The following is a 25,935-nucleotide window of genomic DNA, read 5'->3' as shown; positions in this document are numbered from 1 at the left end:
CGGTGTCATCGAATCGACTATGGGATGCCGGCCGCCGACGGTCTGTGTCGCGCGGACGCGGTGACATGCGTCACGGTCAGCCGGAAGTCAGAGCGCAGGCCATGATGTCGCAGAATTCGGCGTAGCGCCCGCCGCGCGCGAGCAGTTCCTCGTGTGTGCCCGATTCGGCGACGCGGCCCTCGTCGAGGAAGACGACCCGATCCGCGGTCAGGACGGTGCGCAGCCGATGCGCGACCATGATCACGGTGCGGCCGCGCATCAGCCGCTCGATGCCCTCGTGTACGGCCGCTTCGTTGGCCGGGTCGAGCGCGGAGGTGACCTCGTCGAGCAGCACGATCGGCGCGTCTTTGAGCAGGGCGCGCGCGATCGAAACCCGTTGCCGCTCACCGCCCGAGAGCAGGGCACCGCCCTCGCCCACGGCGGTCGACCAGCCGCCGGGGAGCCGGTCGATCACCTCGTCCAGGCGGGCCGCGGTGGCGGCGGCGCGAATTTCGGGATCGGTGGCATCCGGCCTACCCAGGCGGATGTTGTCCTCGATGGTGCCGTCGAAGAGGTAGACGTCCTGGAAGACGATCGCGACCTGCGCCATCAACGTGGCGGTGCCGAGCTGACGCACGTCGACACCGCCGATCCGCACCGCACCAGCGGCCACGTCGTGGAAGCGGGCGAGCAGGTGCAGCAAGGTGCTCTTGCCCGCACCGGACGGTCCGACGATCGCGTACCTGGCGCCCTGGGGCACGGTGAGTGTCACGTCGTCGAGCACGGTGTGCGCGTCGGGCCGGAAGGTGACGGCGTCGAAGGCCACCTCGGAGCCCTGCGGCAGGAGCGGGTCGGCCGGTTCCGGCAGTGGTTCGGTGCGCAGCAGCGCGTCCAGCCGGACGAGCTGGGATCTGGCACTGCGCAGCTGCCCGCCGAGGTCGGCCAGCGACAGCAGCGGTTCGGCGCAACGGGCCGCCAGTACGAGGATCGCCAGCAACTCGGGTGCCCCGAGGCTGCCGCCGAGTGCGAAGTACACGCCGAACGCGAGCACGGCGGTGAACGCCGCCTGGACGACCAGGGTGAGGCCGACCATGCCGGGCAGTGCTGCCAGGACGGCGCGGCGGCCCGCCCGGTGGATGTCGCGCAGTGCGTCGTCGAGCAGGCCGTACCGTTCGGCGGTGCGGCCGCCGGCCCGCAGCACGGGCTGGGCCTGCAGATACTCGATCACCCGCCCGGTGGCCTGCTGGTCGCGGTGGTGACGTTCGGTGTCGGCGGCCGCCATCGCCCGCCCCGCGCCCGCCTGGATCGCGGCCACCAGCGGCACGGCCAGCAGCGCGGCCAGTCCGAGCCGCCAGTCGAACACCCCGATGACGACCACGATCGTGACCGGGGTGAGGGTGGCGGTGACGAACGGCGCCAGCAGGTGCGCGATCACCCCCATCGCCTCGAGCACGCCCCGGCTGGCCAGCGCGGACACCTCACCGATCCGCTGCGGCCCGAACCAGCCGATCGGCAGCCGGGCCAAATGGTCGCCGAGCCGGTGGTAGGTGCCGCGCAGCAGGGTGGTGCCCGCGCGGAAACCGGCGAGGTCGCCGAGATAGCGCAGCACCGCGTAGCCCGCGACGGCGCAGGCAAACGCGATCAGCCACGGCCAGGCGCGAGTGGGGTCGGCGCCGAGCAATTCCCGCAACACCGGGACCAGCAGCAGGTACGACAGCCCTTCCAGGACCGCGGCGACACTCATCAGCGCGACGGCGCGCCGGACCGGGCCCGCGTATTCGTGGCCGAGCACGCGCAGCAACAGGCGGATCATGACAGCTCACTTCCTCGATGGGTACGCCAGAACGCCGCGAAGGCGCCGTCGGCGGCCAGTAGTCGCGCGGGTTTCCCGCGCTCGACGATCACGCCGTCGTCGAGCAGGACGACGGTGTCGGCATCAGCGATGGTCTCGGGGCGGTGGGCGATCACCAGAATGGTGCGCTCGCCGCGCATCCGGGCCAAGGTCTGCCGCATGGCCTGTTCGGTCCGTGGGTCGGCGAAGGCGGTGGCCTCGTCGAGGACGAGGACCTGGGTATCGGCGAGCAGCGCGCGAGCCAGCGCGAGCCGCTGCGCCTCCCCGCCGGACAGTCCGGCCTGGTCGCCGAGCACCGTGTCGTAGCCGTGCGGCATGGCCGTGATCCGCTCGTGGATCCCGGCCAGCCGAGCCGCCTGGACCACCTGCGCGCGCTCGGCGTGCGGCACCGCGAGCGCGATGTTGTCGGCGACGGTGGCCCGCAGCAGCCGTACGTCCTGGAAGACGCACGAGACCGTCCGGTAGAGCTGGTCGCTGCCGATCGCACGCAGCTCGGCGCCGCCGAGGGTGATGCTGCCGTGCGCCGGGTCGAAGAATCGCAGCAGGAGCTGGGCGAGGGTGGATTTGCCGCCACCGGACGGTCCGGCCAGCGCCGTCACGGTGCCCGGCTCGAGCACCAGATCGACGCCGCGCAGCACCTCGTGGTCGCTGTCGTAGCCGAATCGCACGTCCCGCAGGACCACCCGGTGTCCACGCGGTGTCACCGGGCGGGCGGGTTCGGGCAGCGGTGCCACGGCGAGCACGTCCCGGATCCGCCCGACGGCGCGGCCCGCGGCCTGCAGATCGTCGAAGCCGTGCCCGAGCGCCGCGACCGGCGCGGTCAAGCCGAGCCCGAGCAGCAGGAAGGGCAGTAGATCGGCGGGCGCGAGTCCGCCGCGAGTGATCAGCGCGGTGCCGCCGATCAGCACGATCAGCAGCACGAACGGTGGCGCGAGGACCAGCTGCATGCCGGCGGCGATCGGCGCGAGCCCGCGCACCCAGCGCAGGAAGGTGTCGGCGAATTCGTCGGCGGCCGTGCGGAATCGGCGGTGCGCCCGGTCGCCGCCGCCGAACGCCTTGACCACCGCGATGCCCTGCACGAATTCCACGACGGCATCGGCGATCCGGCCCATCGCGGCATCGAACGCGCGTTGCTCGCGCTCGCGGGACGGGAGCATCAACAGCGGGACGAGCAGGATCGCCAGCAGCACCGGGATCAGCGTGATCAGGGTGAGCCGCCAGTCGACGGTGAGCAGGTAGACCAGCGAGACCAGTGGCACGACGAAGGCCGACACGAGTTCGCCGGGGGCGTGCGCGAGGAACGGATGCACCGCGCTCACGTCCTCCCCCACCACCTTGGCCAGCTCCCCGGTCCGGCGCCGGGCGAACCAGCCGATCGGCACGCGGCCGAGCTGCGCGGCGAGCAGCCGCCGGAACGACAGCTGGACGCGGCTGTCGATGAGGTGGCCGAGCCCGGACGAGGCGGCGGTGAACACCAGCCGAACCAGCAACCCGGCCGCGCCGACGAGCACGGCCGCCCACACCCGGTCGCTGTCGACCGGCCCGGGCGAGAGCAGCAACCGGCCCACCTCCACCACGGCCAGCAGCGGCGCCAACCCGGCCACCGCGCCGATGACCTGCAGGACCACCACGGCGGCGAAGCCGGGTGCGTGTGGGCGGAGCAGCGCCGCGAGTCCCGGTTGCCCGAGGTCGGGCGGCGCGGCCCGCTCGGCACGGTCGATGGTCGTCATTGCACACCCCAGTTCAGAAAGTCACTGTCTATAGCGAGTGACTGTACGACCCGCTTGTCAGACAGTCAATGTCTGAAGCGAGCGCCAATCTGTAGAGAGTCGATTGCTGCTACTCTGCGGACATGACCGGACTTCGCGAACGCTGGCGGCTCAAGGCCATGCACACCGTCCAGGAACGTGCCCTCGACCTGTTCGACGAGAAGGGCTTCGCCGCGGTAACCATCGACGAGATCGCGGCCGCCGCCGAGGTCTCGCCATCGACGGTCTACCGGCTCTTCGGCACCAAGGAGGGCATCATCGTCGCCGACGAATTCGACAATCTGAGTGACGCCGACCTCCACCGCGTCGTCGACGCCCGCGACCCCATCGGCAGCCTGCTCGCCTCGGTCCGCGCGTACGAATCCGCGCCTGCCGCCGCGACATCCGGCGCCACCGATCCGAGCCCGTGGCGCCGCAGCCTGCGCTATCACTTCACCGAGCCCTCGGTGCGCCGTGCCGCGTACGCCTCGGCGGACCGGACGAGCCAGCGGCTCACTCCGGTGCTCGCCGCGACCGGCCGATTCACCGAGGCGCAGGCCAGGGTGGCCACCAACGCGCTGATCTTCGGCTATCTGGCCGCCCTGGAGCAGTGGTTCCTCGACAGCGACGATCGCTCCGTCGCCGAGTACGTCGAGGACAGCCTGCGCCCGCTCCGGCCCCTCTGGCCGACCGGTGAACCCGCGAATTGACCGCTCACCGCGGTACGTTTCGATCTCGCCCGGACCGTCTGAGCGCCGACTACCTCGGCCGACGCCCGCCGAGCGCCTAGCATCGGAGTGCTGAACGAATCGACGGCGGGCGAGGAGTGGGTGCGATGACGCGGAGTTCGCTCGACCTGGACACGGCGTTCCGGACCGCGATGACCGGTCTGGCGGTGTACGCCCGATCCGAAGCCGTCCCCACCCTCACCGCCGCCGACGCGCTCGAGCTGTTCGAAGCCCAGGCCACCAGCAGACATCTCGATCTGGCCGCGCGGCGGCTCGGTGCGGCGGGCCAGGGATTCTACAGCATCGGCTCGTCCGGGCACGAGGGCAACGCTGCGGTCGCCGCCGCGCTGCGGGTCGACGATCCGGCGTTGCTGCACTACCGATCCGGGGCGTTCTTCGTGCAGCGGTGCTCGCGGATACCTGGCGCGAATCCGATCCGCGACATGCTCCTCGGCGTGGTCGCCGCGGCGGCCGATCCGATCTCCGGCGGCAGGCACAAGGTGTTCGGCAGCAAGGCCGCCTCGATCATTCCGCAGACCTCGACGATCGCCTCCCAGCTACCGCGCGCGGTCGGGCTCGCCTTCGCGCTCGAGCGGGCGGCGCGCCTCGGTGTCCGGTGTCCTTGGCCCGCCGACGCGGTGGTGGTGTGCAGTTTCGGGGACGCCTCGGCCAACCACTCCACCGCCGCGGGCGCCATCAACGCCGCGGTGCACGCCTCGCACCAGGAGGTGCCGATGCCGATCGTATTCGTCTGCGAGGACAACGGACTCGGCATCAGCGTGCCGACCCCACCGGACTGGATCGAGCGTGCCTACGGACCGCGGCCCGGCCTCACCTACCTGGCCGCCGACGGCTGTGATCTGCCCGACGTGCTCGGTGCCGCCGAGGACGCGGTCCAGCTGGCCCGCACCTGGCGAGTGCCGGTATTCCTGCATCTGCGGACCGTGCGCCTCGGCGGGCACGCGGGCTCCGATGTCGAGGCCGGTTACCGTGGCCCGGCCGAACTCGCCGCCGACCTGGCCCGCGACCCCCTGCTCGGTACCGCCCGCTACCTGCACACCACCGGCCTGGCCGAGGCACCCGAGCTGCTGGCGCGCTACGACCGCATCGGCGCCGTGGTGCGCGCGACGGCGGAAGAGGTGGTGCGTGAACCCCGGCTGGAATCCGCCGCCGCGGTCGTCGCGCCGCTCGCACCCGCCCATCCGCTCGCTGTCAGGGCGGATGTCCTCAGGACTGTCAGCGAGCAGTCGGCGCCGGACGCCACTCGCCCGGCCGCGGTCGACGCCGAGGCCGAGCACGTCGGAGCGTCGGTTGCCACAGGACCGGCAGGCGACGAGGCCGGCGCGACCACTCACCTGCCGACAGCCGGACCGCACCCGACCAGGACAGCAGCCGAGCGCGCGGCGCCGGAACCGGCCGCGGTGCACGTGGATCCGCTACCCCGACGTCCCGGGCCGGACGACCGTCGCGGGCAGGCCGTTGACCGGCGCACCTCGTCGCCGACCGGAAACGAACCCGCGATGACGCTGGCCCAGGCCATCAACCACACCCTCGGCGAGCTGCTCGCCAGGGACCGGGATGTACTGGTCTTCGGTGAGGATGTCGGCCGCAAGGGCGGCGTGTACGGCGTGACTAAGGGCTTGCGGAAGCGTTTCGGCGCCCGCCGGGTCTTCGACACACTGCTCGACGAACAAGCTGTTCTCGGCACCGCACTCGGTTCCGGGCTGGCCGGTTTCGTCCCGATCCCGGAGATCCAGTACCTCGCCTACGTGCACAATGCGGCCGATCAGATCCGCGGCGAGGCGGCGACGCTGTCGTTCTTCGCCAACGGGCAGTTCCGCAATCCGATGGTGGTGCGGATCGCCGGACTCGCTTACCAGAAGGGATTCGGCGGGCACTTCCACAACGACGATTCGCTGGCGGCGCTGCGCGACATCCCCGGTGTGGTGGTGGCGGTGCCTGCCCGCGCCGACGACGCGGCGGCCATGCTGCGCACCTGCGTGTCGGCGGCCAGGGTGGACGGGCGGGTCTGCCTGTTCGTCGAACCGATCGCGCTGTACCACACCAGGGATCTGTATCCCGGCGACGAATCCTGGCTTGCCGCACCGACATCCGCACACGTGCCGATCGGCAGCGCCCGCTGCTACGGCGACGGCACCGATCTCACCCTGGTCACCTTCGGCAACGGTGTGCCGATGTGTCTGCGCACCGCGGACCGGCTGGCCGCGGCGGGTGTCCGGGCCAGGGTGCTCGACCTGCGCTGGCTCGATCCGCTCCCGACCGCCGAGCTGCTCCGGCACGCCGAGGCGACCGGCCGGGTCCTCGTCGCCGATGAGACCCGCCGCAGCGGCGGGGTCTCCGAGTCGGTGTACGCGGCACTGATCGATGCGGGGTTCGACGGTGCGCTCGCCCGGGTCACCAGCGCGGACAGTTTCGTGCCGCTCGGCCCGGCCGCCGAGACGGTCCTGCTCAGCGAAACCGCGATCGAGACGGCGGCGCTGCGCGTGACGTCACCGATGCGCTGACCACGGCGATCCCGACCATGGTCGAGCACTGCCCCCGGCCGGTGACGATGCCGAACCGCCGACGGAAGGTCCGGGTCATTGCCGCCGTCAGGCGAACTTGATCTCCAGGCCGATGCCGAGGATCGCGATGAGCCAGACGATGCCGACGAAGATGGTGACCCGGTCGAGGTTCTTCTCGACGACGGTGGAGCCGGACAGGCTGGACTGGACGCCGCCACCGAAGAGGCTGGAAAGGCCGCCACCCTTGGCGCGGTGCAGCAGCACCAGCAGCACCAACAGCACGCTGGTGATCACAAGGAGGATATCGAGGAACAGCGACATGGCGTCCATCCTATGGGGTGCGCGCCCCGCCGGTCGAACCAGGCTCGACGGCGACCAGGTGGGAGACCGTCTCGGCACCGGCCGACCAGTGCGCGACAGTCTCCTCGATCTCCCGGTCGCGGGCGGTCAACCGCACCTGATGCTGATGCATGTGCTCGGCCCAGGAGCGCACAACGAAGGCCTCGACGAACCGGTCGACGACGCCGACATCCCGGTAGAGCCGCCATTCCATCGCACCCGTCCGCTGCCGCGACCGCCCGACCAGGGCCATGGACTCGGTGAACACCGCCACATCGGCGGGCGGCACATCGTAGCCGCGCATCACCAGCACCGGGCCGTCGGCCGGATCGGGTTCGACGACGAGCTGCGGTTCCGGCCAGAACGCGGCCGGGGACAGATCGATGTCCTCCACGTTGTGCCGGATCGGCCACCACGCGGTACTCACCGCGCACACCGCGAGCAGCGCGGCCGCGATGAGCAACGCGGTGACCGGCCCGTAGGCGCCGGCGACCAGACCCCACAGCAGCGAGCCGATCGCCTGCCCGCCCATGAAGACCAGCATGTAGACCGAAAGACCCCTGGCCCGCACCCACGCGGGTAGCAGCAGCTGCATGGTCGAGTTCAGGGTGGACATCGCCAGCAACCAGGCCAGCCCGGCACCGACCAGCAGCACGAGCACCACCGGCACACTGGGCACCAGGGCGGCGGCCACCGCGCCGAACCCGAACAGCACCGCGGCGAGCGCGAGCCGCTGGGTGGGGGTGAACAGCACCCGCAGCCGCGACAGCCCCAGCGCGCCGCACACCGCGCCGAGGCCGAGCGCGCCGAGCAGCAGCCCGTACCCGTCGGCGGCCAGCCCGAGCCGGTCGTGCGCGATCACCGGCAGCAGCGACCACACGGCGCTGGCGGGCGCGATGAACAGAATCGCCCGGAACAGCACCCGGCGGATCGCGGGGGCGGCACGGATGAAGCGGGTGCCCGCTTGCAGCGCGGCGAGCGGGCGCTCGGTGGGCAGGGTCACGGGCCTGGTCGGCCACTTCGAGACCAGCAGCACCGCCACGATCCCGACGAAGGACAGCGTGTTGAACCCGAACACGACCGTCGGCCCGGTCAGCGAGATGACCACCCCGGCCACCGCGGGGCCAACGGCCCTGCCGATATTGACGCTCATGCTGCCCAGCGCGGCCACCGAGGTGATCTGCTCGCGCGGGACCAGGTCCGGTTGGATCGCCTGCCACGCGGGCGCGGTGAGCGCCTGCCCGCACCCGAGCAGGAACAGCAGGGTGAGCAGCACCGCGGGCGTGGTGTGCCCGGTGGCGGTGAACACCGTGAGGGTGAGCGAGGTGACGGCCATGCCCGCCTGCGCGCCGAGCAGCAGCCTGCGGCGGTCGACCAGATCGGCGAGTACCCCGGACGGGATCGACAGCAACATCACCGGCAGGGTGAGCGCGGTCTGCACGAAGGCCACCAGCGCCGCCGCGTTCGGCTGATCGACGACCAGCCACTGGGCCCCGACCGTCTGCATCCAGGTGCCCAGGTTCGACACCAATTGCGCGATCCACAGCGCCCGGAACACCGGCGATCGCAACGGCGCCCAGGTCGAAATCCGCTCCGCCGCCACCCTGTCCACCCGACGAGCATATCCTCGGCGACTCCAGAAACCGCGACGCGCTCGCTGCTGAGACCGCGGCACCGACCGGAGGCGGCCGGTGCCGACGAGCATCCGCGAACACCTGGATATCCTGCGCAACAACGTCATAGGCTGCCCCAGAGTTCACCTCATCGGCACAGCCGGGCGCGACCGAGCGGCCAGCCGGGTGCTGCCGCAGGGTCGTAGGCGGCCGCGCCACCGGCCACGTCCATCGATCGGACGTACTCGGGTCACCCCCGGCCGGTACCCACCCCGCCGATCACACGGGAGCAGGCGCCAACCCCTGCGACTGCGGATCGCCGGACACCCATGGACGACGTCGACGCTGCATGCCTGCGGCGACCGGCGCGACCGCGCAGTCCCGCTCGCGGATCATGGCCGTCGGCCGGACACACCAGCGCAGCGCCGAACGGCGTCAGCGACGCCCGCCCGTACGATCGGTGGCATGCGGATCACCCCTGTGCTCGGCCTCCTCGTCCTCGCAGTGACCGCCGCGGCACTGACCGGCTGCGGGTCGGGCGGTGAGGAACCGTCCGGCCCGGCGGCGACGCCCATGGGTCACACCTACATCTCCACCGAGGTGATCGGCGGCGCCATACCTGGCGGCGGCCCGATGACGCTCACCTTCGCCGAGGGGCGCGTCAGCGCGAACTCCGGCTGCAATACCGCCAGCGGTGCGGTCGACCTGAGCGAGCAGGTGCTACACCCCACCGCACCGCTGGCGGCGACGATGATGGCCTGCCCCGGCGAGCGCGGGGACGCCGACGCCTGGCAGATCGGATTCCTCGAGTCCGATCCGCGCTGGCGCCTCGACGGCGACCGGCTGATCCTCACCGGCGAGACCGTCACCGTCCACCTCACCGACAAGAAGGTCCTCACCCCGGACAAGCCGCTGCTCGGCACCACCTGGGTCGTGACCACCCTGATCAGCCAGGAGGCACAGGTGCGTTCCACCACCCTCGACGAGGTCGGCCCGCACCTGACGATCGGCGAGGGCGGCACCGTCACCGGCATGGCCGGCTGCAACCAGCTGTCCGGCACCGCGGGCATCGGCCCCGGCGACGCGGTGAACTTCGCCGTCGCCACCACCAAGATGATGTGCGCACCGGAGGTTATGGAGGTCGAGAACGATGTGCTGCGCGCCCTCGACGGCACCACCACCGCCACCGTCGACGCCGACCAGCTCACGCTGCGCAACGAGAACGGCTACGGCCTGATCCTGCACGCACGGCAGTAGCCCGGAACAACCGAAAGGCCGGAAACCACAACGGTTTCCGGCCTTTCGGTTGTTGTCACCCGATCAGGGCAGCGGCCCGCCTGCGGCGATCGCCGACAGGGTGGCGAACTCGTCCGCCTTGAGCGAGGCACCGCCGACCAGGGCACCGTCGATATCGGGCTGACCGACCAGCTCGCCGACATTCTTGGCGTTGACCGACCCGCCGTAGAGCACCCGTACCGACGCGGCCACCTCGGGCGAGGCCAGCTCGGCCAGCTCACCCCGGATCGCGCCGCACACTTCCTGCGCGTCGGCCGCCGAGGCGACTTTGCCGGTGCCGATCGCCCAGACCGGCTCGTAGGCGATCACGACCTGCGAGATCTGCTCGGCCGACAGGCCTTTGAGCGAACCGCGCAGCTGCTCGAGGTTGTACTCGACGTGCGTGCCCGCCTCGCGGACCCCGAGTCCCTCACCGATGCAGACGATCGGCGTGATCTCGTTCTTCAGCGCCTGCTTGGCCTTGGCCAGCACGATCGCGTCGTCCTCGTTGTGGTACTGGCGGCGCTCCGAGTGCCCGACCACCGCGAAAGTGCAGCCCAGCTTGGCCAGCATCGACCCGCTGACCTCGCCGGTGAAAGCACCGGAGTCGTGCACCGACACGTCCTGCGCACCGTAGGTGAGCAGGAGCTTGTCGCCCTCGACCACCGACTGCACGCTGCGCATATCGGTGAACGGCGGGATCACCGCCACGTCGACCTTGGCGAAGTACTTCTCCGGCAGCGCGAACGCCACCTTCTGCACCAGCGCGATGGCCTCGAGGTGGTTGAGATTCATCTTCCAGTTGCCCGCGATGAGCGGCTTGCGTGCCATGTCTCAGCCCTCCAGTACCGAAATACCGGGCAGCTCTTTGCCTTCCAGGTATTCCAGCGACGCGCCACCACCGGTGGAGATGTGCGAGAAGCCGTCGTCCGGCAGGCCGAGGGTGCGTACGGCAGCGGCCGAGTCACCACCGCCGACCACGGTGAACGCGCCCTTGCCGGTCGCGGTCACGATGGCCTCGGCCACCCCGCGGGTGCCGGCGGCGAACTTCTCGAACTCGAACACGCCCATCGGGCCGTTCCAGAACACCGTCTTCGCCTCGGTCAGCAGCGCGGCGAACCGGGCCACCGACTCGGGGCCGATGTCCAGGCCCATCCAGCCGTCGGGAATCTCGGTCGAGGCGACCGTCTTCGCGTCGGCGTCGGCGGCGAACGTGTCGGCAGCCACGATGTCGACCGGCAGGTGCAGCACGTCGCCGAAGCGCTCCAGCAGGTCCTTGCAGGTATCGATCATCTCTTCCTGCAGCAGCGAGGTACCCACCGAAACGCCCTGGGCGGCAAGGAAGGTGAAGCACATGCCGCCGCCGATCACCAGGGTGTCGACCTTGGGCGCCAGCGCCTCGATCACGGCCAGCTTGTCCGAGACCTTGGAGCCGCCGAGCACCACCGCGTACGGGCGGGCCGGATCCGTGGTCAGCTTCTGCAGCACGTCGACTTCGGCGGCGACCAGGGTGCCCGCGTAGTGCGGCAGCAGCTGGGCGACATCGTAGACCGAGGCCTGCTTGCGGTGCACAACGCCGAAACCGTCGGAGACGAACGCGCCGTCCTCGCCGACGAGTTCCACGTAGGCCGCGGCCAGCTTCGCCCGCTCGGCATCGTCCTTGCTGGTCTCGCGCGCGTCGAAACGCACGTTCTCCAGCAGCAGCACGTCGCCGTCGGTGAGTCCCTCCGAGCGCGAGAGCGCGTCGTAGCCGACCACGTCACCGGCCAGCTGGACGTTGCGGCCGAGCAGTTCGGCCAGCTTCGCGGCCACCGGGGCCAGCGAGAACTTGGCGTCGGGCTCGCCCTTGGGGCGGCCGAGGTGGGCCATCACGACGACCTTGGCGCCCGCTTCGACCAGCGCCGACAGCGTCGGCACCGAGGCGATGATGCGGCCCGGGTCGGTGATCTGGCCGTTGTCGTCGAGGGGGACGTTCAGGTCGGAGCGCACGAGCACGCCCCGACCCTCGACACCCTCGGCCAGGAGATCCTGGAGTGTCTTGACCGTCATCGTGGCTACAGCGACTTGCCGACGAGATCGACCAGGTTCGCGAGGCGGTTGGAGTAGCCCCACTCGTTGTCGTACCACGACACGACCTTGACCTCGTTGCCGATGACCTTGGTCAGCGGGGCGTCGTAGATCGACGAGTGCGGGTCGGTGACGATGTCGCTGGAGACGATCGGGTCCTCGTTGTACTTGAGGATGCCCTTCATCGGGCCCTCGGCGGCGGCCTTCATCGCGGCGTTGATCTCCTCGATGGTGGCGGCCTTGGTGAGAGTCGCGGTCAGGTCGGTGACCGAGCCGGTCGGGACCGGGACGCGCAGCGCGTAGCCGTCGAGCTTGCCCTGCAGTTCGGGCAGCACCAGGCCGATGGCCTTGGCGGCACCGGTGCCGGTGGGCACGATGTTCAGCGCGGCGGCGCGGGCGCGACGCAGATCCTTGTGCGGCGCGTCCTGCAGGTTCTGGTCCTGGGTGTACGCGTGGATCGTGGTCATCAGACCCTGCTCGATGCCGAAGCTGTCGTGCAGCACCTTGGCGATCGGGCCGAGGCAGTTGGTGGTGCACGAGGCGTTGGAGATGATGTTCTGCGAGCCGTCGTACTTGTCGTCGTTGACGCCCATCACGATGGTGATGTCGTCGCCGGTCGCGGGCGCGGAGATGATGACCTTCTTGGCGCCGGCGGACAGGTGGCCCTTGGCCTTCTCCGCGGCGGTGAAGATGCCGGTGGACTCCACGACGACGTCGACGCCGAGGTCGGCCCACGGCAGGGCCGAGGGGCCCTCCTTGATGGCGAGCGCCTTGATGCGCTGCTCGCCGACGACGATGGTGTCACCGTCGACCGAGACGTCCTGCGGCAGCCGACCCAGGATGGAGTCGTACTTCAGCAGGGTGGCGAGGGTGTTGATGTCGGTGAGGTCGTTGACCGCGACGATCTCGATATCGGTCTTGCCGACAGCCTTCAGCGCCTCCACCGCACGGAAGAAGTTACGTCCGATACGACCGAAGCCGTTGATACCTACCCGGACAGTCACGTTATCGCTCCTCAGCATTCAAGCGGATTCATTCCGACGCTCACCACAGTAGTAGCCGACCGAAGCCCACCGACAGCCACCTGCGGTTTGTGAGTCCCCGGCCGAACGCCGCCGGGAACGCCCACGATAAAGGGCAGAGCGGTCATGCATGACCGCTCTGCCCAAAACGTCGGATTCCCCACACCGCCACCGGTGTGGCGCGGCTACGCGTCGTCGAGGAGTTCCGCGGTGACCGCCGACTCGGTGTCGGGAATCCCGAGGTCCTTGGCACGCCGGTCGGCCATCGACAGCAGCCGCCGGATACGGCCGGCCACAGCGTCTTTCGTCATCGGCGGATCGGCCAGCTGGCCGAGTTCCTCCAGCGAGGCCTGACGGTGCTGGACGCGCAGTTTGCCCGCCGCGGCGAGATGATCCGGCACGTCGTCGGCGAGAATCTCCAGCGCCCGTTCCACCCTGGCCGCCGCGGCGACGGCCGCGCGCGCCGAGCGCCGCAGGTTGGCGTCGTCGAAATTGGCCAGCCGGTTGGCGGTGGCCCGCACCTCGCGGCGCATCCGGCGTTCCTCCCAGGTGAGCCTGGTGTCCTGCGCGCCCATCCTGGTGAGCAGCGCGCCGATGGCCTCGCCGTCACGGACCACGACCCGGTCCGTGCCGCGGACCTCGCGAGCCTTGGCGGTGATGCCGAGCCGCCGCGCCGCGCCGACCAGCGCCAGCGCCGCCTCCGGGCCGGGGCAGCTCACCTCGAGCGCGGAGGACCGGCCGGGTTCGGTGAGCGAGCCGTGCGCGAGAAACGCGCCGCGCCAGGCTGCTTCGGCATCGCCGATGCTGCCGCCGACCACCTGCGCCGGCAGCCCGCGCACCGGGCGGCCACGCACGTCGAGCAGGCCGGTCTGGCGGGCCAGCGCCTCGCCCTCCTTGGACACCCGCACCACATAGCGGGAGGTCTTGCGCAGGCCGCCCGCCCCGAGTACGTGCACATCCGAGCCGTACCCGTAGAGCTCGAAGATCTCCCGGCGCAACCGCCGCGCGATGGATCCCATGTCCACCTCGGCCTCGACGATCACCCGGCCCCCCACGATGTGCAGACCACCGGCGAACCGCAGCAAGGCCGACAATTCCGCCTTGCGCGCGCTGACCTGCGACACCACGAGCCTGCTCAGCTCGTCCTTCACCTCGGCTGTCATCGCCACGAGACGCGCTCCTTTCCCACCGACCCGGAACGCACAGCCGATCCCGTGTGCTGTCCCTCGACTCGAAGCCCTGCCAGTTGCGGCCGCGGCTGCCGGATCAGCTGATCCAGCGCGGCGGCCAGTTTTCCGGGATGGTGCCGATCCGTTCCCGGCTCGGCGACATCGCAGAACGTTACCCGTGCACGCAACTGTTCGGCGGCTCTTGCCACATGTTCCCGCTGCCGCCCCTCGGGCACCGACGCCGAGTCGACGAGCACGTCGTCGACCGCGAAATCCGGTGCGTGCTGGGACAATACATGCAGATGACGCTCCGCGGAAAAGCCGGCCGTCTCCCCCGGCTCGGCCGCCAGGTTCAGCACGAGCACCTTGCGCGCCCTGGTATGCACCAGCGACTCACGCAGCCCCGGCACCAGCACATGTGGAATGACACTGGTGAACCACGAACCAGGGCCGAGCACAACGACATCCGCGTGTGCGATGGCCGCGGTGGCTTCCGGGCCTGCAGGCGGATCGGACGGAATCAGCCGCACCCGCCGGACCTTACCCGGCGTGGTGGCCACCGCAACCTGGCCGCGCACGCACCTGCCGATCCGCGGATCCGATTCGAGGCCCGATACCTCGGCCTCGATATCGAGCGGAATCGGCGACATCGGCAGCACCCTGCCGGTGATCCGCAGCAGCCTGCCCACCTCGTCGAGCGCGGCGACCGGATCACCGAGCACATCGGTGAGCCCGGCCAGGATCAGGTTGCCGACCGAGTGCCCGGCCAGCGCGCCGGTGCCACCGAAGCGGTGCTGCACCGTGGTCGTCCACACCCCGTCGGCGTCCTCGGCCAGCGCGGCCAGCGCCATCCGCAGATCACCTGGCGGCAGCATGCCCAGTTCACCACGTAGCCTGCCGGAGGAGCCGCCGTCGTCGGCCACGGTGACCACCGCGGTGATCCGCCTGGTCAGTCTGCGTATCGCGGTCAGGGTCGCGTAGAGCCCGTGTCCGCCGCCGAGCGCGACGACGGCGGGGTCGGCTTCCCAGCCACTCATTCGCGCCCCAGATCCCGGTGCACGACGCGGACAACGTCCACCGCCACGGCCCCGGTATCGGCGCCGATGCGCTCCCCGAGCGCCTCGGCGATCGCGACGCTGCGATGCTTGCCGCCGGTGCACCCCACTGCCACCGTCATGTATCGCTTCCCCTCTTGGCGGTATCCGGTCGTGGTCAGGTCGACGAGATGGTGGCAGGTCGACAGGTAGTCCTGCGCGCCCGGCCTCGACAACACGTAGTCGCTGACCACCGACTCCTGCCCGGTGTGTTCCCGCAGTTCGGGAATCCAGTGCGGGTTGGGCAGGAATCGGACGTCCAACACCATGTCGGCGTCGAGTGGAACACCGTACTTGAAACCGAACGACTGCACGGTCAGTTGCAGCGCGGCGGGCGCGCCAGCCCCGTATACCTCCTCCAGCTTGCGGTGCAGCTGGTGGATCGACAGCTCGGTGGTATCGATGACGACATCGGCGGCGGCCTTCACCGAGGCGAGTCTGACCCGCTCCGCGGCGAGCCCGGCCGACAGCGTCCCTTCGGGGCTGTCGCTCTGCAGCGGGTGCCTGCGCCGTGCGAAACCGAAGCGCCGGATGAGCACATCGTCGGAGGCTTCCAGATACAGGACCCTCGTCCTGATGCCCGCGACCCTCAGCTGTTCGGTGACGCCGGAGAGATCACCGGTGAAGAACCGGCTCCGCACGTCCATGACCAGCGCGAGCCGCCGGATCGGCGGTTGTGCCGCCGCGCCGAGCTCGATCATCCGCCCGATCAGTTCGGGCGGCAGGTTGTCGGTGACGTACCAGCCGAGATCCTCCAGTACGCGCGCGGCGGTGCCGCGGCCCGCACCGGACAAGCCGGTAACGATGACCACTTCCACTGGCTGTGTCTCGGGGACCGACCCGGCCTTTCCGGGTACCGCCCCCGCATTGTTGTTGTTCGATTCGACGCGTGTCATGTCCTACCGGATCCGTTTCTGGGTGCCTTTCGATCATCCCGCACCGGTTCGGGTATCGGGCGCAGACACACAACGTACGGCACTCGCAATCTTGCGTCCTGCGCTCCACCCCGCCCGCTACGCGCTGTTGAGCGCCGCGAGGACCGCCTTGGCCGTGGAGACACCTATTCCTGGCACCGAGGTGATCTCCTCGACTGTCGCGTCCTTGATCCTGGCGACTGACCCGAAGTGGGTGACCAGCGCGGTGCGCCTGGCCTCGCCGAGCCCGCGCACCGAGTCCAGCGCCGACGCTGTCATCCGGCGCGAGCGCTTGCTGCGGTGGAAGGTGATGGCGAACCGGTGCGCCTCGTCGCGCACACGTTGCAGTAGGTAGAGCGCCTCGCTGTGGCGCGGCAGGATCACCGGATCGGATTCGCCGGGCACCCAGACCTCTTCGAGACGTTTGGCAAGGCCGATCACCGCGACATCGGTGATGCCGAGCTCATCGAGCACCTCCGCGGCCGCGGCGACCTGCGGCGCGCCGCCGTCGACCACGTACAGGTTCGGCGGATAGGCGAAGCGCCGCGGCTTACCGGTGACCGGATCGACGCCGGGACGCCCGGTCGGCTCGTCGGTCTCGTCGGGTTCGACATCGGCGACCTGCTGCCGGTCGCGGGCGAGGCGGGCGAAGCGGCGCCTCGTCACCTCCGCGATGCTGCCCACGTCGTCGGAGCGGCCTTCCCCCGCCGCCTCCTTGATGGCGTAGTGGCGGTAGTCGGACTTGCGGGCCAGGCCGTCCTCGAACACCACCAGCGAGGCGACCACGTCGGTGCCCTGCACGTGGCTGATGTCGACGCATTCGATCCGCAGCGGCGCGCTGTCGAGGTCGAGATAGTCCTGGATGTCCTGCAGCGCTTGCGATCTCGAGGTCAGGTCACCGGCTCGCTTGAGTTTGTGCTGGGCCAGCGCCTCACCCGCGTTGCGCTGCACGGTCTCGGCCAGCGCCTTCTTGTCGCCACGCTGCGGTACCCGCAGCGAGACCGCCGACCCGCGCAGGTCGCTGAGCCACTGCTGGATCTGCACGGCGTCGGCGGGCAGTTCGGGGACGAGTACCTCGCGCGGGACGACGATCACGTCGGAGTCGGCGTTCTGGTCGGCGACGGCGGCCTGTTCACCGTAGAACTGGGTGAGGAACTGTTCGACGAGCGCGGCGAGTTCGGTGCCGGATTCGGCGATGTCGAGCGCGTCGCCGGATTTGTCGACCACCCAGCCGCGCTGGCCGCGGACCCGGCCGTCGCGCACGTGGAAGATCTGCACCGCGGCTTCCAGTTCGTCGGTGGCGAAGGCGATCACATCGGCGTCGGTGCCGGAGCCGAGCACAACGGCCTGCTTCTCCAGCGCCCGGCGCAGGGCTTGCACGTCGTCGCGCAAGCGGGCCGCGGTCTCGAAGTCGAGGTCGTCGGCGGCGTCGTGCATGCGGCGTTCCAGCGCGCGAACCATCCGGTCGGTCCGGCCTGACAGGAAGTCGCAGAAGTCGTCGACGATGCGGCGGTGTTCGCCCGCGGTGACCCTGCCGACGCACGGCGCCGAGCACTTGTCGATGTAGCCGAGCAGACAGGGGCGCCCGATCTGGCTGTGCCGCTTGAACACTCCGTTGGAACAGGTGCGGGCCGGGAACACCCGGAGCAGCAGGTCGAGAGTCTCGCGGATGGCCCAGGCGTGGGCGTAGGGGCCGAAGTACCGCACACCTTTCTTGCGGGCGCCGCGGTACACGAACAGGCGCGGGTACTCCTCGTTCAAGGTGACCGCGAGCACCGGGTAGGTCTTGTCGTCGCGATAGCGGACGTTGAACCTCGGATCGAATTCCTTGATCCAGTTGTATTCGAGCTGCAGCGCCTCGACCTCGGTCGAGACCACCGTCCACTCCACGCTCGCGGCGGTGGTGACCATCTGCTTGGTGCGCGGGTGCAGTGAGAACACGTCGGCGAAGTAGGAGTTCAACCGGCTGCGCAGGCTCTTGGCCTTGCCGACATAGATCACCCGCCCGTGTGCGTCCCGGAACTTGTACACACCGGGTTCGACGGGAATGGTGCCCGGCGCCGGCCGGTACGTCGCGGGATCTGCCACCTGTTCAGCCTATCGACCCGGACCGACACCCTCACCGACCGAGCGGACCTCCTGGTCTGCCCGTGTACCGTGAATGCCCGGACTAGTTCCGGAAAGGATCACCGTTGACCGACGCCACCTCCCCCGCCGACCTCGCCGACCGCTACGCCGACGAGGCGCCACCGTCGGGCACCATGCCGGGACCGGTGCGCGGCGCCCGGCTGATCGCGCTGGTCGCGACCCTGGTCGGCGCGGTGCTGATCGTGGTGACCGTCGCCCTCGACATGCCGGGCTCGCTGACCACCCTGCTGGCCGGCTACCTGCCCACCTTCGCCCTCGCCCCGCTGGTCCTGCTGTTCGGCCGCGGCGGCGACCGCGTCCGCCAGGTCACGATCGCGGTAGCCGCCATCGCCGCCCTGGTCTCCAGCACCGGCATCCTCACCGGCCTCCCACCCGGCGCCGTCGGCATCGTCGCCAACGGCGCCATCCTCGCCCTCCTGCTACGCCCCTCGGCCAAGGCCTGGTTCACGCGCGAGCGTTGAGCCGGTCGGTCGTGCTCCGGTCCCGTGCGCGTGGGCGCCGTGCCCTCCGGTCCTCAGCCCGCGCCCGATCCGGGTGAGCGTGCTGCCCGGCGGTGCCCGGCTCAGTGCTCGACGGTGATCCCGTGGCCGACGAGCGCGTCGATCAAAGCATGTGGCCGGTCGACGGTCGCGACGGCGTCGACCAGGGCGAACCGGGCCCCGAGCGCGGTCGCGCCGCCGTCGGCCTCGGCACTGTCGCCGATCATCAGGACGCGGCCGGGATCGACACCGAGGCGGTCGGTGGCGTCGCGGAAGATCTCCGCGTTCGGTTTGATGGCGCCGACCTCGTAGGACAGCGTCATCGCGCCGATCAGGTCGGTCCAGCCGTGCTTGTCGAAGGCGGGGCGGATGTCGAAGGCGATATTGCTGACGATGCCGATCGGAATCCCCTGGGCAGCCAGTGCTTCCAGAACGATTCCGGTGTCGGGATACGGCGTCCACGCCAGCGGATCGATGAGCCGGTGGTAGAGGACGTCGGCCTTGTGCTCGGGGACGCCCGCGCCGCGCAACACCTCGAGATAGGCGTGCCGGTGCAGGTCCGGGTCGAGGTCGCGGTGATCCCACGCGTGCTGACCGGCCGCGTCGAAGGTCATGAACTGCGCGACCGGCGCCGTCATCCGCCGCAACACCTCGGCCTTGGCGGCGACGTCGAACGGCGTGCCGTCGTCGTCGACCAGCTCGTCGGCCCAGGACGGGTCCTCCTCCAGCCGGAAGACCGTCCCGGAGAAGTCGAACAGCACCGCATCGATATCCATGTCGCCAGGGTAACGATCCCCGCGCCCGCGCCAGGGCGGAAAGTCTTTCGGCAACCGAACATTCGCGCCACCGTCACCACCGCGCGGGGTTATCCTGCCCTGATGACGCCAAGGCGACGGACGTGGATCGGGGCCGCGGCGGCCGCGATCCTCACGGTGGGTCTGCTCACCGGCTGCGCGGCCGACGAGACCGCGGCGGCGGACTGCGCCGGCACGCCGAACGGGACGCCCGTCACGGCCGCGCCCGTACCCGGCGCGACGACCACAACGAATCTCAGCACCAACCCTGAGATCGCGTCCGGCTACCGCACGGGGATGACCGCGGTGCGCACCGCGACCTACGCCGTCTCCACCGCCAATCCGCTGGCCACCGAGGCCGCCTGCCGGGTGCTGCGGGCGGGCGGAACGGCGACCGACGCGCTGGTCACCGCGCAGGCGGTGCTCGGGCTGGTCGAGCCGCAGGCCTCCGGTATCGGCGGCGGCGCCTTCCTCGTGCACTACCGGGCCGATACCCGCACCGTCGAGGCCTATGACGGCCGCGAGACCGCGCCTGCCACCGCGACCGAGAACTATCTGCGCTGGGTCAGCGACACCGATCGCACCGAACCGGCGCCGAACACGAGGGCCAGTGGCCGTTCCATCGGCGTGCCAGGAGTGCTGCGGATGCTCGAGCTCGCCCACCGCGAGCACGGGAAGACCGCGTGGAACGAGCTGTTCGATCCCGCGATCAGCCTGGCCGACAGCGGGTTCGAGATCAGTCCGCGGCTGGCCGGGCAGATCGCCGAGTCGACGACGGACCTCGCCACCGACGCGGGCGCGCGCGGCTACTTCCTGGAAGCCGACGGTTCGCCCAAGCAGGCGGGAACCCTGCTCACCAACCCGGCACTGGCCAAGACGCTCGGTGCGATCGCCACCGACGGGGCCGAGGCGTTCTACACCGGCGCCATCGCCCAGGACATCGTCGAGGCCGCGGGCAGCACGGCAGGAGGACGCACGCCGAGCCTGCTGTCCACCAGCGATCTGGCGAACTACGAGGCAGAGAAGCGGACCGCGCTGTGCACCGGGTACCGCAAGTTCGAGCTGTGCGGCATGCCCGCCCCGTCCTCCGGTGGCAGCACCGTCGCCGCGACGCTCGGCATCCTGGCCAATTTCGACCTCTCCGCGCTGGGCCCACAGGACGTCGACGCCGACGGCGGGCGCCCGGACGCGCAGGCGGTGCATCTGATCTCCGAGGCCGAGCGCCTGGCCTACGCCGACCGCAACAAATACGTGGCCGACCCGGATTTCGTTCCGCTACCCGGCAATTCCGCGCTGTCGCTGGTGCATCCGCAATATCTGAAGCAACGGTCGACGTTGATCGACCCGGACCGCAGCATGGGTACCGCCGCCCCTGGCGATCTCGGTCCGGTTCCGCTCGGCGTCGGCCCGCAGCCGCCTGAGCACGGCACCAGTCATATCTCCGTGGTCGACGAGTACGGCAATGCCGCCGCGATGACCACCACCATCGAGTCCGCGTTCGGCTCGTTCCACTTCGTCGACGGTTTCCTGCTGAACAACGAGCTCACCGATTTCGCCGCCGATCCGCTCGACCCGGACGGAATTCCCGTCGCGAACCGGCTGCAGCCGGGCAAACGGCCGCGCAGCTCGATGGCCCCCACCCTGGTCTTCGACCGCGACGACGCGGGCAATCGCGGCGAGCTCGCCCTCGTCACCGGCTCCCCCGGCGGCGCGGTGATCATCCAGTTCGTGGTGAAGACGCTGGTCAATATCCTCGATTGGGGCCTCGACCCGCAACAGGCGGTCTCCGGCGTCTCCTTCGGCGCGGGCAACACCCCTGTCACCGGTGTCGGCGGCGAACATCCCGCCATCGACGCCGCCGACAACGGCGACGACGACCCCCTCGTCCAGCGGCTGCGCGCCATGGGCCACCAGGTCTCGGTGGCACCCCAGACCAGCGGCCTGAGCGCCCTGCAGCGCGACGGCACCGACGGCTGGACCGGCGGCGCCGATCCACGCCGCGAAGGCGCCGTCCTCGGCGACTCCCGCTAGCGGGTCATGGCCATCGGGTAGAGCTCGACCACCTGCGCGGGCGTCATGCCCGCGAGCGTACCGAGCCGCTCAGTCCTCGGCGGCCGTGTAGTGGGCGCCGAGTTCGCGGAGGCGTTCGATGGCGGCGGCGGCATGGGCCTTGTCGTTGGCGCGGATGGCGAGCATGGGGACGTAGTCGTCGTCGACCAGTTCCAGGCGTGCCCAGGACTTGCGGTCGGGGAAGGAGACGCCGCGGATGTAGGACCACGGGTAATCGCGGTCGCCGAGAATATTGCGGACCGACACGCCCGCGGCGCCCGCGCGGACGCGGGGGCGGGTGAGCAGCAGCACCGCCCCCGCACCGAGGACGCCGATCAGGATCATCGCGATCTGATCGACGACGCGGAAGTTGACGCCGGTCGAGCCGGTGCGCAGCAACACCCCGCCCACGGTGAAGAAGGCCAGGATGGCGATCGCCACCACCACGGCGGTACGGATCGCCCGGCGCGGCCGCACCTCCAGTTCCCACTCCCCGGTTCCGGGAGCACCGCCGGAACGCCGCCAGGTCCGCACCACCGGCACGGTCACACCGATCGCAGGGCGCGCAGGGTGAGCGCGGCGTCGAGGGCGGCGGCGCAGGCCTGCTCGCCCTTGTCCTCGGCCGAACCGGGCAACCCGGCGCGATCGCGCGCCTGCTGCTCGTCGTTGGTGGTGAGTACCCCGTTGGTGACGGGGGTAGCCGCGTCCAGCGACACCCGGGTGAGCCCCGCCGTCACCGCGTCACACACATACTCGAAGTGCGGTGTGCCGCCGCGGATCACGACCCCGAGCGCGACCACCGCGTCATGTGTGCGGGCCAGCTCCTGCGCCACCACCGGCAGCTCCATCGCCCCGGCACAGCGCACCACGGTGACATGCTCGACGCCTGCCTCCTTCGCCACCCGCTGCGCGTTGGCGACGAGGGTGTCGCAGATCTCGGTGTGCCAGCGGGAGGCGACGATCCCGAGCTTGACGTCTGTGGCCTTGGCCAGCGCGAAGGACGGGACACCCGTGCCGCTCATCGTTGCTCCCTTTCCGAAGTCGTGGTCACTGCGCGGTCTCGCCGAGATCGAGATCGAGATCGTCGAGGCCGATCAGGTCGTGCCCCATCCGATCCCGCTTGGTGCGCAGGTAGTGCAGGTTCTCCGCATTGGCGCGCAACGGCATCGGCACCCGCTCGGTGATCCGCAACCCGTAGCCGTCGAGGCCGACGCGCTTGGCGGGATTGTTGGTGAGCAGCCGCATCGAGCGGATCCCCAGGTCGACCAGGATCTGCGCCCCGGTGCCGTAGTCGCGGGCGTCGGCGGGCAGACCGAGATCGAGGTTGGCGTCGACGGTGTCGCGACCGGTGTCCTGCAACTGGTAGGCCTGCAGCTTGTGCATCAGGCCGATGCCACGGCCCTCGTGCCCGCGCATGTACAGGACCACACCGCGGCCTTCCTTGTCGACCATCTCCAGCGCAGCGTCCAGCTGCGGGCCGCAGTCGCAGCGCAGCGAACCGAAGACGTCACCGGTCAGGCATTCCGAGTGCACGCGCACCAGCACGTCCTCGCCGTCACCGATGTCGCCCCGCACCAGCGCCACGTGCTCGGCCTCGTCGAAGATGCTCTGGTAGCCGACCGCCTTGAAGTCGCCGTGCGCGGTCGGAATGCGCGCCTCGGCCACCCGAACCACGTGCTTCTCGTGCTTGCGCCGCCACGCGATCATGTCGGCGATGGAGATCATCGCCAGGTCGTGCTCGTCGGCGAAGACACGCAGCTCGTCGGTGCGGGCCATGTGCCCGTCGTCCTTCTGGCTGACGATCTCGCAGATCACCCCGGCGGGCCGCAGCCCGGCCATCCTGGCCAGGTCGACCGCGGCCTCGGTGTGGCCGGGGCGCCGCAATACGCCGCCGTCCTTGGCGCGCAACGGCACCACATGCCCCGGCCGGGTGAAATCGTCGGCCTTGGCCTGCGCGCTGGCGAGCAGCCGCATGGTGACCGCGCGGTCCGCACCCGAGATGCCGGTGGTGACGCCCTCACGGGCATCGACCGACACGGTGTAGGCGGTGCCGTGCTTGTCCTGGTTCATCGCGTACGCGGGCGGCAGGCCGAGCCGGTCGCAGTCGTCGCCGGTGAGCGGGACACAGATGTAGCCCGAGGTGTAGCGGATCATGAACGCGACCAGCTCCGGGGTGGCCTTCTCGGCCGCGAAGATGAGATCGCCCTCGTTCTCCCGGTCCTCGTCGTCGACGACGACGACAGCCTTGCCGGCCGCGATATCGGCGACCGCGCGCTCGATGCTGTCCAACCTGGTCACGTCTGCTTGCTCCGTATTCTTGGCGGCTGGCGCCGCGGGTTTCTCGGCCTTGCGGCCTCGATTCTTCCCTCCCGCCGGGTACTCCTTCGTCGCACCCTCTGGTCGGTCCAGAATCGAGGCGGCCGAGAAACCGGCGATGGCATTGGCTACTACATTACGGCGTGCGATCGCCGGTTCCGGCGGCCGCATCCCGTCTGCCGGGTCATCCTCGCTGCGCGAGGCGCTCCACGTACTTGGCGATCACGTCGACCTCGAGATTCACCGTGGTGCCGACCGGCGCGGTGCCGAGAACGGTCAGGGCGAGGGTGGTCGGGATGAGCGAGACCTCGAACCAATCGCGGTTGCCGTCGGCGGCGGGCTCGTCGGCGATGCCGAGGCCCGAGACGGTGAGCGAGACACCGTCGACGGTGATCGAGCCCTTTTCCACCACGTACCGCGCGATCGCATCGGGCAGCGAGATCCGCACGACCTCCCAGTTCTCCGACGGGGTGCGGGTCAGCACGGTGCCGGTGCCGTCGACGTGGCCCTGAACGAGATGTCCGCCGAGGCGGCTGTTCAGCGCGGCGGCGCGCTCGAGATTGACCCTGGAGCCGACGCCGAGCGCGCCGATGCTCGACCGGTTCAGCGTCTCGGCCATGACGTCGACGGTGAAGCTGTCGCCGTCGACCACGTCCACCACGGTCAGGCAGACGCCGTTGACGGCGATCGAATCACCGTGCCCGGCATCGGAAGTCACCAGCTTGCCGCGGATCGTCAACCGGGCGGCGTCGGCCAGCTGTTCGGTGGCGACGATCTCGCCCAGCTCCTCGACGATGCCTGTGAACATGCCTGACTCCCTTGTCGCGTCGTGTACCCGTTCGGCCCAACAGCGGGTGCGTGGCCGCTATTCCCGGCGGTACCCGCTCGCGCACAGCCTATGGCCGAGCACCGGCGGCCGGTCGGCGCGGGGTCGGATCCGACTACGGGCACGGCCCGGTCACCGAAAACCGGCGACGACGCATCAATCGGGGCGCGAATGTACAACGGCACGACCGAACACCGCCGTTAATCACTACGGCGGTAATCGTTCAATCGAATTTTCGGGTATCAGGTCTCGGAAATTCATCCGGCCGCTCTACGCTGGCTTTACCCACGAATGCCGGACTCGAAAACACGGTGATGCGAATGCTTGCGCCGATCACGCCACTGACGCAATATTGTTATGTCACCGATTCCCGCCGTTCAACTGCTGCGCCCGGCATGATCGGTGGCGCATCCGATCCGCGGCACAGCCGCCGCGGGGAGTTCGACCCAGGGCTAGTCCACCACTCCAGGAAGTCAGACAACACTGTGGGTCACATCAGGTTCGATACATGTGGGGGTGCTTCGTGAGCATGTTATTGGATTCCGCGCTGGAAACTCGTTGCGTCCGTTATCGGCGGGAACTGCATCTGCCCGCGACGATCGAGCCGGATTCCCGTCGCATCCTGCTGCAGATCGGCGCCCATTACGGCGCGGTCACCATGCCGGGCGATCTCGGCGAGCGCGTACAAGCCCGCCTGCGTGAGGCCGCCATCGCCGGGCCGGTCGTCGCGCATCCGCGGGCCAGGCGCTGGACCTTCCTCACCGGCCCCTGTCGCCCCGACACGCTCACCCCGACCGCATCGGCCGAGCTGTTCCGCCTCTACGCGACGGTCGCCTGCAACGGCAGCCAGGTCGTGCTGCCATCGCCCGACGACGAGCGCACCGGCTACCGCACCTGGGTGCAGGCGCCGGAGGCGGCCGACCACCGGCCGCCGGTGCACGCGGTGATCGAGGCGGCGCGGGCGCTGGGCACCCGCAAGCTCCGCTCGCTGTAACCGA

At 70.1% G+C, this 25,935-nt stretch carries 22 protein-coding genes; 6 read left to right on the top strand and 16 right to left on the bottom strand.

Translation table 11 applies throughout. The features are described 5' to 3' along the window. Positions 1–76 precede the first annotated feature (76 nt). Together ACFOW8_RS18665 and ACFOW8_RS18660 are read right to left on the bottom strand one after the other, a co-directional pair. Complete coding sequence (locus tag ACFOW8_RS18665) at positions 77–1,792, bottom strand: ABC transporter ATP-binding protein (protein ID WP_378551959.1); 1,716 nt, start codon at positions 1,790–1,792, stop codon at positions 77–79. Beyond that, entirely contained in the window at positions 1,789–3,561 is a 1,773-nt protein-coding gene (locus ACFOW8_RS18660; RefSeq protein ID WP_378551957.1) for an ABC transporter ATP-binding protein, read from the bottom strand. The genes ACFOW8_RS18665 and ACFOW8_RS18660 overlap by 4 nt, the downstream gene beginning before the upstream one ends. A gap of 122 nt (positions 3,562–3,683) precedes the next feature. Between ACFOW8_RS18660 and ACFOW8_RS18655 the strand changes: the two genes are divergently transcribed. Both ACFOW8_RS18655 and ACFOW8_RS18650 read left to right on the top strand, forming a co-directional pair. Continuing rightward, positions 3,684–4,289, top strand: a complete 606-nt coding sequence (locus ACFOW8_RS18655; protein ID WP_378551955.1) for a TetR/AcrR family transcriptional regulator — start codon at positions 3,684–3,686, stop codon at positions 4,287–4,289. A gap of 125 nt (positions 4,290–4,414) precedes the next feature. Beyond that, positions 4,415–6,832, top strand: a complete 2,418-nt coding sequence (locus ACFOW8_RS18650; protein ID WP_378551953.1) for a thiamine pyrophosphate-dependent enzyme — start codon at positions 4,415–4,417, stop codon at positions 6,830–6,832. Between the two features lie 87 nt (positions 6,833–6,919). On the opposite strand, the gene secG is transcribed toward ACFOW8_RS18650, so the two are convergent. Together secG and ACFOW8_RS18640 are read right to left on the bottom strand one after the other, a co-directional pair. Continuing rightward, on the bottom strand, positions 6,920–7,153 hold the full coding sequence (secG, locus tag ACFOW8_RS18645) for a preprotein translocase subunit SecG (RefSeq protein ID WP_378551950.1): 234 nt from the start codon (positions 7,151–7,153) through the stop codon (positions 6,920–6,922). Positions 7,154–7,163: 10 nt separating this feature from the next. Beyond that, the gene (locus ACFOW8_RS18640) at positions 7,164–8,774 is read right to left on the bottom strand and encodes an MFS transporter (protein ID WP_378552109.1); all 1,611 of its coding nucleotides are present in this window, start codon (positions 8,772–8,774) and stop codon (positions 7,164–7,166) included. Positions 8,775–9,249: 475 nt separating this feature from the next. Here ACFOW8_RS18640 and ACFOW8_RS18635 point away from each other — a divergent pair, with 475 nt between their 5' ends. Continuing rightward, complete coding sequence (locus tag ACFOW8_RS18635) at positions 9,250–10,041, top strand: META domain-containing protein (RefSeq protein WP_378551948.1); 792 nt, start codon at positions 9,250–9,252, stop codon at positions 10,039–10,041. Positions 10,042–10,104: 63 nt separating this feature from the next. Here the strand turns inward: ACFOW8_RS18635 and tpiA are convergent, their stop codons facing one another. The 7 genes from tpiA to uvrC form a co-directional block, all read right to left on the bottom strand. Beyond that, positions 10,105–10,890, bottom strand: coding sequence for a triose-phosphate isomerase (gene tpiA / locus ACFOW8_RS18630; RefSeq protein WP_378551946.1), 786 nt, complete (start codon positions 10,888–10,890; stop codon positions 10,105–10,107). A gap of 3 nt (positions 10,891–10,893) precedes the next feature. After that, positions 10,894–12,108 carry a phosphoglycerate kinase gene (locus ACFOW8_RS18625; RefSeq protein ID WP_378551945.1) on the bottom strand — a complete coding sequence of 405 codons (1,215 nt, stop codon included), beginning with the start codon at positions 12,106–12,108 and terminating at the stop codon, positions 10,894–10,896. A 5-nt stretch (positions 12,109–12,113) separates the two neighbouring features. Further along, a complete protein-coding gene (gene gap / locus ACFOW8_RS18620; RefSeq protein WP_378551943.1) occupies positions 12,114–13,130 on the bottom strand; it encodes a type I glyceraldehyde-3-phosphate dehydrogenase in 1,017 nt (338 codons plus the stop codon). A 203-nt stretch (positions 13,131–13,333) separates the two neighbouring features. Then, positions 13,334–14,317: a DNA-binding protein WhiA gene (whiA, locus tag ACFOW8_RS18615; protein ID WP_378551941.1), complete on the bottom strand. Its 984-nt coding sequence runs from the start codon at positions 14,315–14,317 to the stop codon at positions 13,334–13,336. Continuing rightward, on the bottom strand, positions 14,308–15,354 hold the full coding sequence (locus ACFOW8_RS18610; protein WP_378551940.1) for a gluconeogenesis factor YvcK family protein: 1,047 nt from the start codon (positions 15,352–15,354) through the stop codon (positions 14,308–14,310). Before ACFOW8_RS18610 ends, whiA begins: the two co-directional genes overlap by 10 nt. Continuing rightward, positions 15,351–16,307: an RNase adapter RapZ gene (gene rapZ, locus ACFOW8_RS18605; protein WP_378551937.1), complete on the bottom strand. Its 957-nt coding sequence runs from the start codon at positions 16,305–16,307 to the stop codon at positions 15,351–15,353. Before rapZ ends, ACFOW8_RS18610 begins: the two co-directional genes overlap by 4 nt. Before the next feature lie 117 nt (positions 16,308–16,424). Then, positions 16,425–18,413 (bottom strand): excinuclease ABC subunit UvrC, encoded by a 1,989-nt coding sequence (uvrC, locus tag ACFOW8_RS18600; protein ID WP_378551935.1) that lies wholly within the window; start codon positions 18,411–18,413, stop codon positions 16,425–16,427. Positions 18,414–18,517: 104 nt separating this feature from the next. Between uvrC and ACFOW8_RS18595 the strand changes: the two genes are divergently transcribed. Continuing rightward, on the top strand, positions 18,518–18,934 hold the full coding sequence (locus ACFOW8_RS18595; protein ID WP_378551933.1) for a hypothetical protein: 417 nt from the start codon (positions 18,518–18,520) through the stop codon (positions 18,932–18,934). Between the two features lie 101 nt (positions 18,935–19,035). On the opposite strand, the gene ACFOW8_RS18590 is transcribed toward ACFOW8_RS18595, so the two are convergent. Continuing rightward, entirely contained in the window at positions 19,036–19,728 is a 693-nt protein-coding gene (locus tag ACFOW8_RS18590; protein ID WP_378551932.1) for an HAD family hydrolase, read from the bottom strand. A 102-nt stretch (positions 19,729–19,830) separates the two neighbouring features. On the opposite strand from ACFOW8_RS18590, the gene ggt reads away from it, so the two are divergent. After that, a complete protein-coding gene (gene ggt / locus ACFOW8_RS18585) occupies positions 19,831–21,777 on the top strand; it encodes a gamma-glutamyltransferase (protein ID WP_378551930.1) in 1,947 nt (648 codons plus the stop codon). Positions 21,778–21,846: 69 nt separating this feature from the next. Here ggt and ACFOW8_RS18580 read toward each other — a convergent pair whose 3' ends face one another. The 4 genes from ACFOW8_RS18580 to ACFOW8_RS18565 all read right to left on the bottom strand — a co-directional run bounded on the left by ACFOW8_RS18580 (position 21,847) and on the right by ACFOW8_RS18565 (position 24,919). Further along, entirely contained in the window at positions 21,847–22,329 is a 483-nt protein-coding gene (locus ACFOW8_RS18580; protein WP_449289775.1) for a PH domain-containing protein, read from the bottom strand. A gap of 11 nt (positions 22,330–22,340) precedes the next feature. Next, the gene (gene ribH, locus ACFOW8_RS18575; RefSeq protein ID WP_378551929.1) at positions 22,341–22,817 is read right to left on the bottom strand and encodes a 6,7-dimethyl-8-ribityllumazine synthase; all 477 of its coding nucleotides are present in this window, start codon (positions 22,815–22,817) and stop codon (positions 22,341–22,343) included. 25 nt (positions 22,818–22,842) lie between these two features. Further along, the gene (locus tag ACFOW8_RS18570; RefSeq protein WP_378551928.1) at positions 22,843–24,093 is read right to left on the bottom strand and encodes a bifunctional 3,4-dihydroxy-2-butanone-4-phosphate synthase/GTP cyclohydrolase II; all 1,251 of its coding nucleotides are present in this window, start codon (positions 24,091–24,093) and stop codon (positions 22,843–22,845) included. 202 nt (positions 24,094–24,295) lie between these two features. Next, positions 24,296–24,919: a riboflavin synthase gene (locus ACFOW8_RS18565; RefSeq protein WP_378551927.1), complete on the bottom strand. Its 624-nt coding sequence runs from the start codon at positions 24,917–24,919 to the stop codon at positions 24,296–24,298. A gap of 547 nt (positions 24,920–25,466) precedes the next feature. Here ACFOW8_RS18565 and ACFOW8_RS18560 point away from each other — a divergent pair. Beyond that, the gene (locus tag ACFOW8_RS18560) at positions 25,467–25,931 is read left to right on the top strand and encodes a hypothetical protein (protein ID WP_378552106.1); all 465 of its coding nucleotides are present in this window, start codon (positions 25,467–25,469) and stop codon (positions 25,929–25,931) included. Positions 25,932–25,935: the final 4 nt, after the last annotated feature.

This window comes from Nocardia rhizosphaerae (genome assembly GCF_042650365.1).
GTDB lineage: Bacteria > Actinomycetota > Actinomycetes > Mycobacteriales > Mycobacteriaceae > Nocardia > Nocardia rhizosphaerae.
Note: the sequence above shows the minus strand (reverse complement) of the source record. Positions and strands in the feature narration are given on the sequence as shown.

Excerpts from the sequence above, each read along its gene's own strand:
- ACFOW8_RS18665 (WP_378551959.1), bottom strand. The coding sequence starts at position 1,792 with ATGATCCGCCTGTTGCTGCGCGTGCTCGGCCACGAATACGCGGGCCCG.
- ACFOW8_RS18660 (WP_378551957.1), bottom strand. The coding sequence starts at position 3,561 with ATGACGACCATCGACCGTGCCGAGCGGGCCGCGCCGCCCGACCTCGGG.
- ACFOW8_RS18655 (WP_378551955.1), top strand. The coding sequence starts at position 3,684 with ATGACCGGACTTCGCGAACGCTGGCGGCTCAAGGCCATGCACACCGTC.
- ACFOW8_RS18650 (WP_378551953.1), top strand. The coding sequence starts at position 4,415 with ATGACGCGGAGTTCGCTCGACCTGGACACGGCGTTCCGGACCGCGATG.
- secG (WP_378551950.1), bottom strand. The coding sequence starts at position 7,153 with ATGTCGCTGTTCCTCGATATCCTCCTTGTGATCACCAGCGTGCTGTTG.
- ACFOW8_RS18635 (WP_378551948.1), top strand. The coding sequence starts at position 9,250 with ATGCGGATCACCCCTGTGCTCGGCCTCCTCGTCCTCGCAGTGACCGCC.
- tpiA (WP_378551946.1), bottom strand. The coding sequence starts at position 10,890 with ATGGCACGCAAGCCGCTCATCGCGGGCAACTGGAAGATGAATCTCAAC.
- ACFOW8_RS18625 (WP_378551945.1), bottom strand. The coding sequence starts at position 12,108 with ATGACGGTCAAGACACTCCAGGATCTCCTGGCCGAGGGTGTCGAGGGT.
- ACFOW8_RS18610 (WP_378551940.1), bottom strand. The coding sequence starts at position 15,354 with ATGAGTGGCTGGGAAGCCGACCCCGCCGTCGTCGCGCTCGGCGGCGGA.
- rapZ (WP_378551937.1), bottom strand. The coding sequence starts at position 16,307 with ATGACACGCGTCGAATCGAACAACAACAATGCGGGGGCGGTACCCGGA.
- ACFOW8_RS18590 (WP_378551932.1), bottom strand. The coding sequence starts at position 19,728 with ATGGATATCGATGCGGTGCTGTTCGACTTCTCCGGGACGGTCTTCCGG.
- ggt (WP_378551930.1), top strand. The coding sequence starts at position 19,831 with ATGACGCCAAGGCGACGGACGTGGATCGGGGCCGCGGCGGCCGCGATC.
- ribH (WP_378551929.1), bottom strand. The coding sequence starts at position 22,817 with ATGAGCGGCACGGGTGTCCCGTCCTTCGCGCTGGCCAAGGCCACAGAC.
- ACFOW8_RS18565 (WP_378551927.1), bottom strand. The coding sequence starts at position 24,919 with ATGTTCACAGGCATCGTCGAGGAGCTGGGCGAGATCGTCGCCACCGAA.
- ACFOW8_RS18560 (WP_378552106.1), top strand. The coding sequence starts at position 25,467 with ATGTTATTGGATTCCGCGCTGGAAACTCGTTGCGTCCGTTATCGGCGG.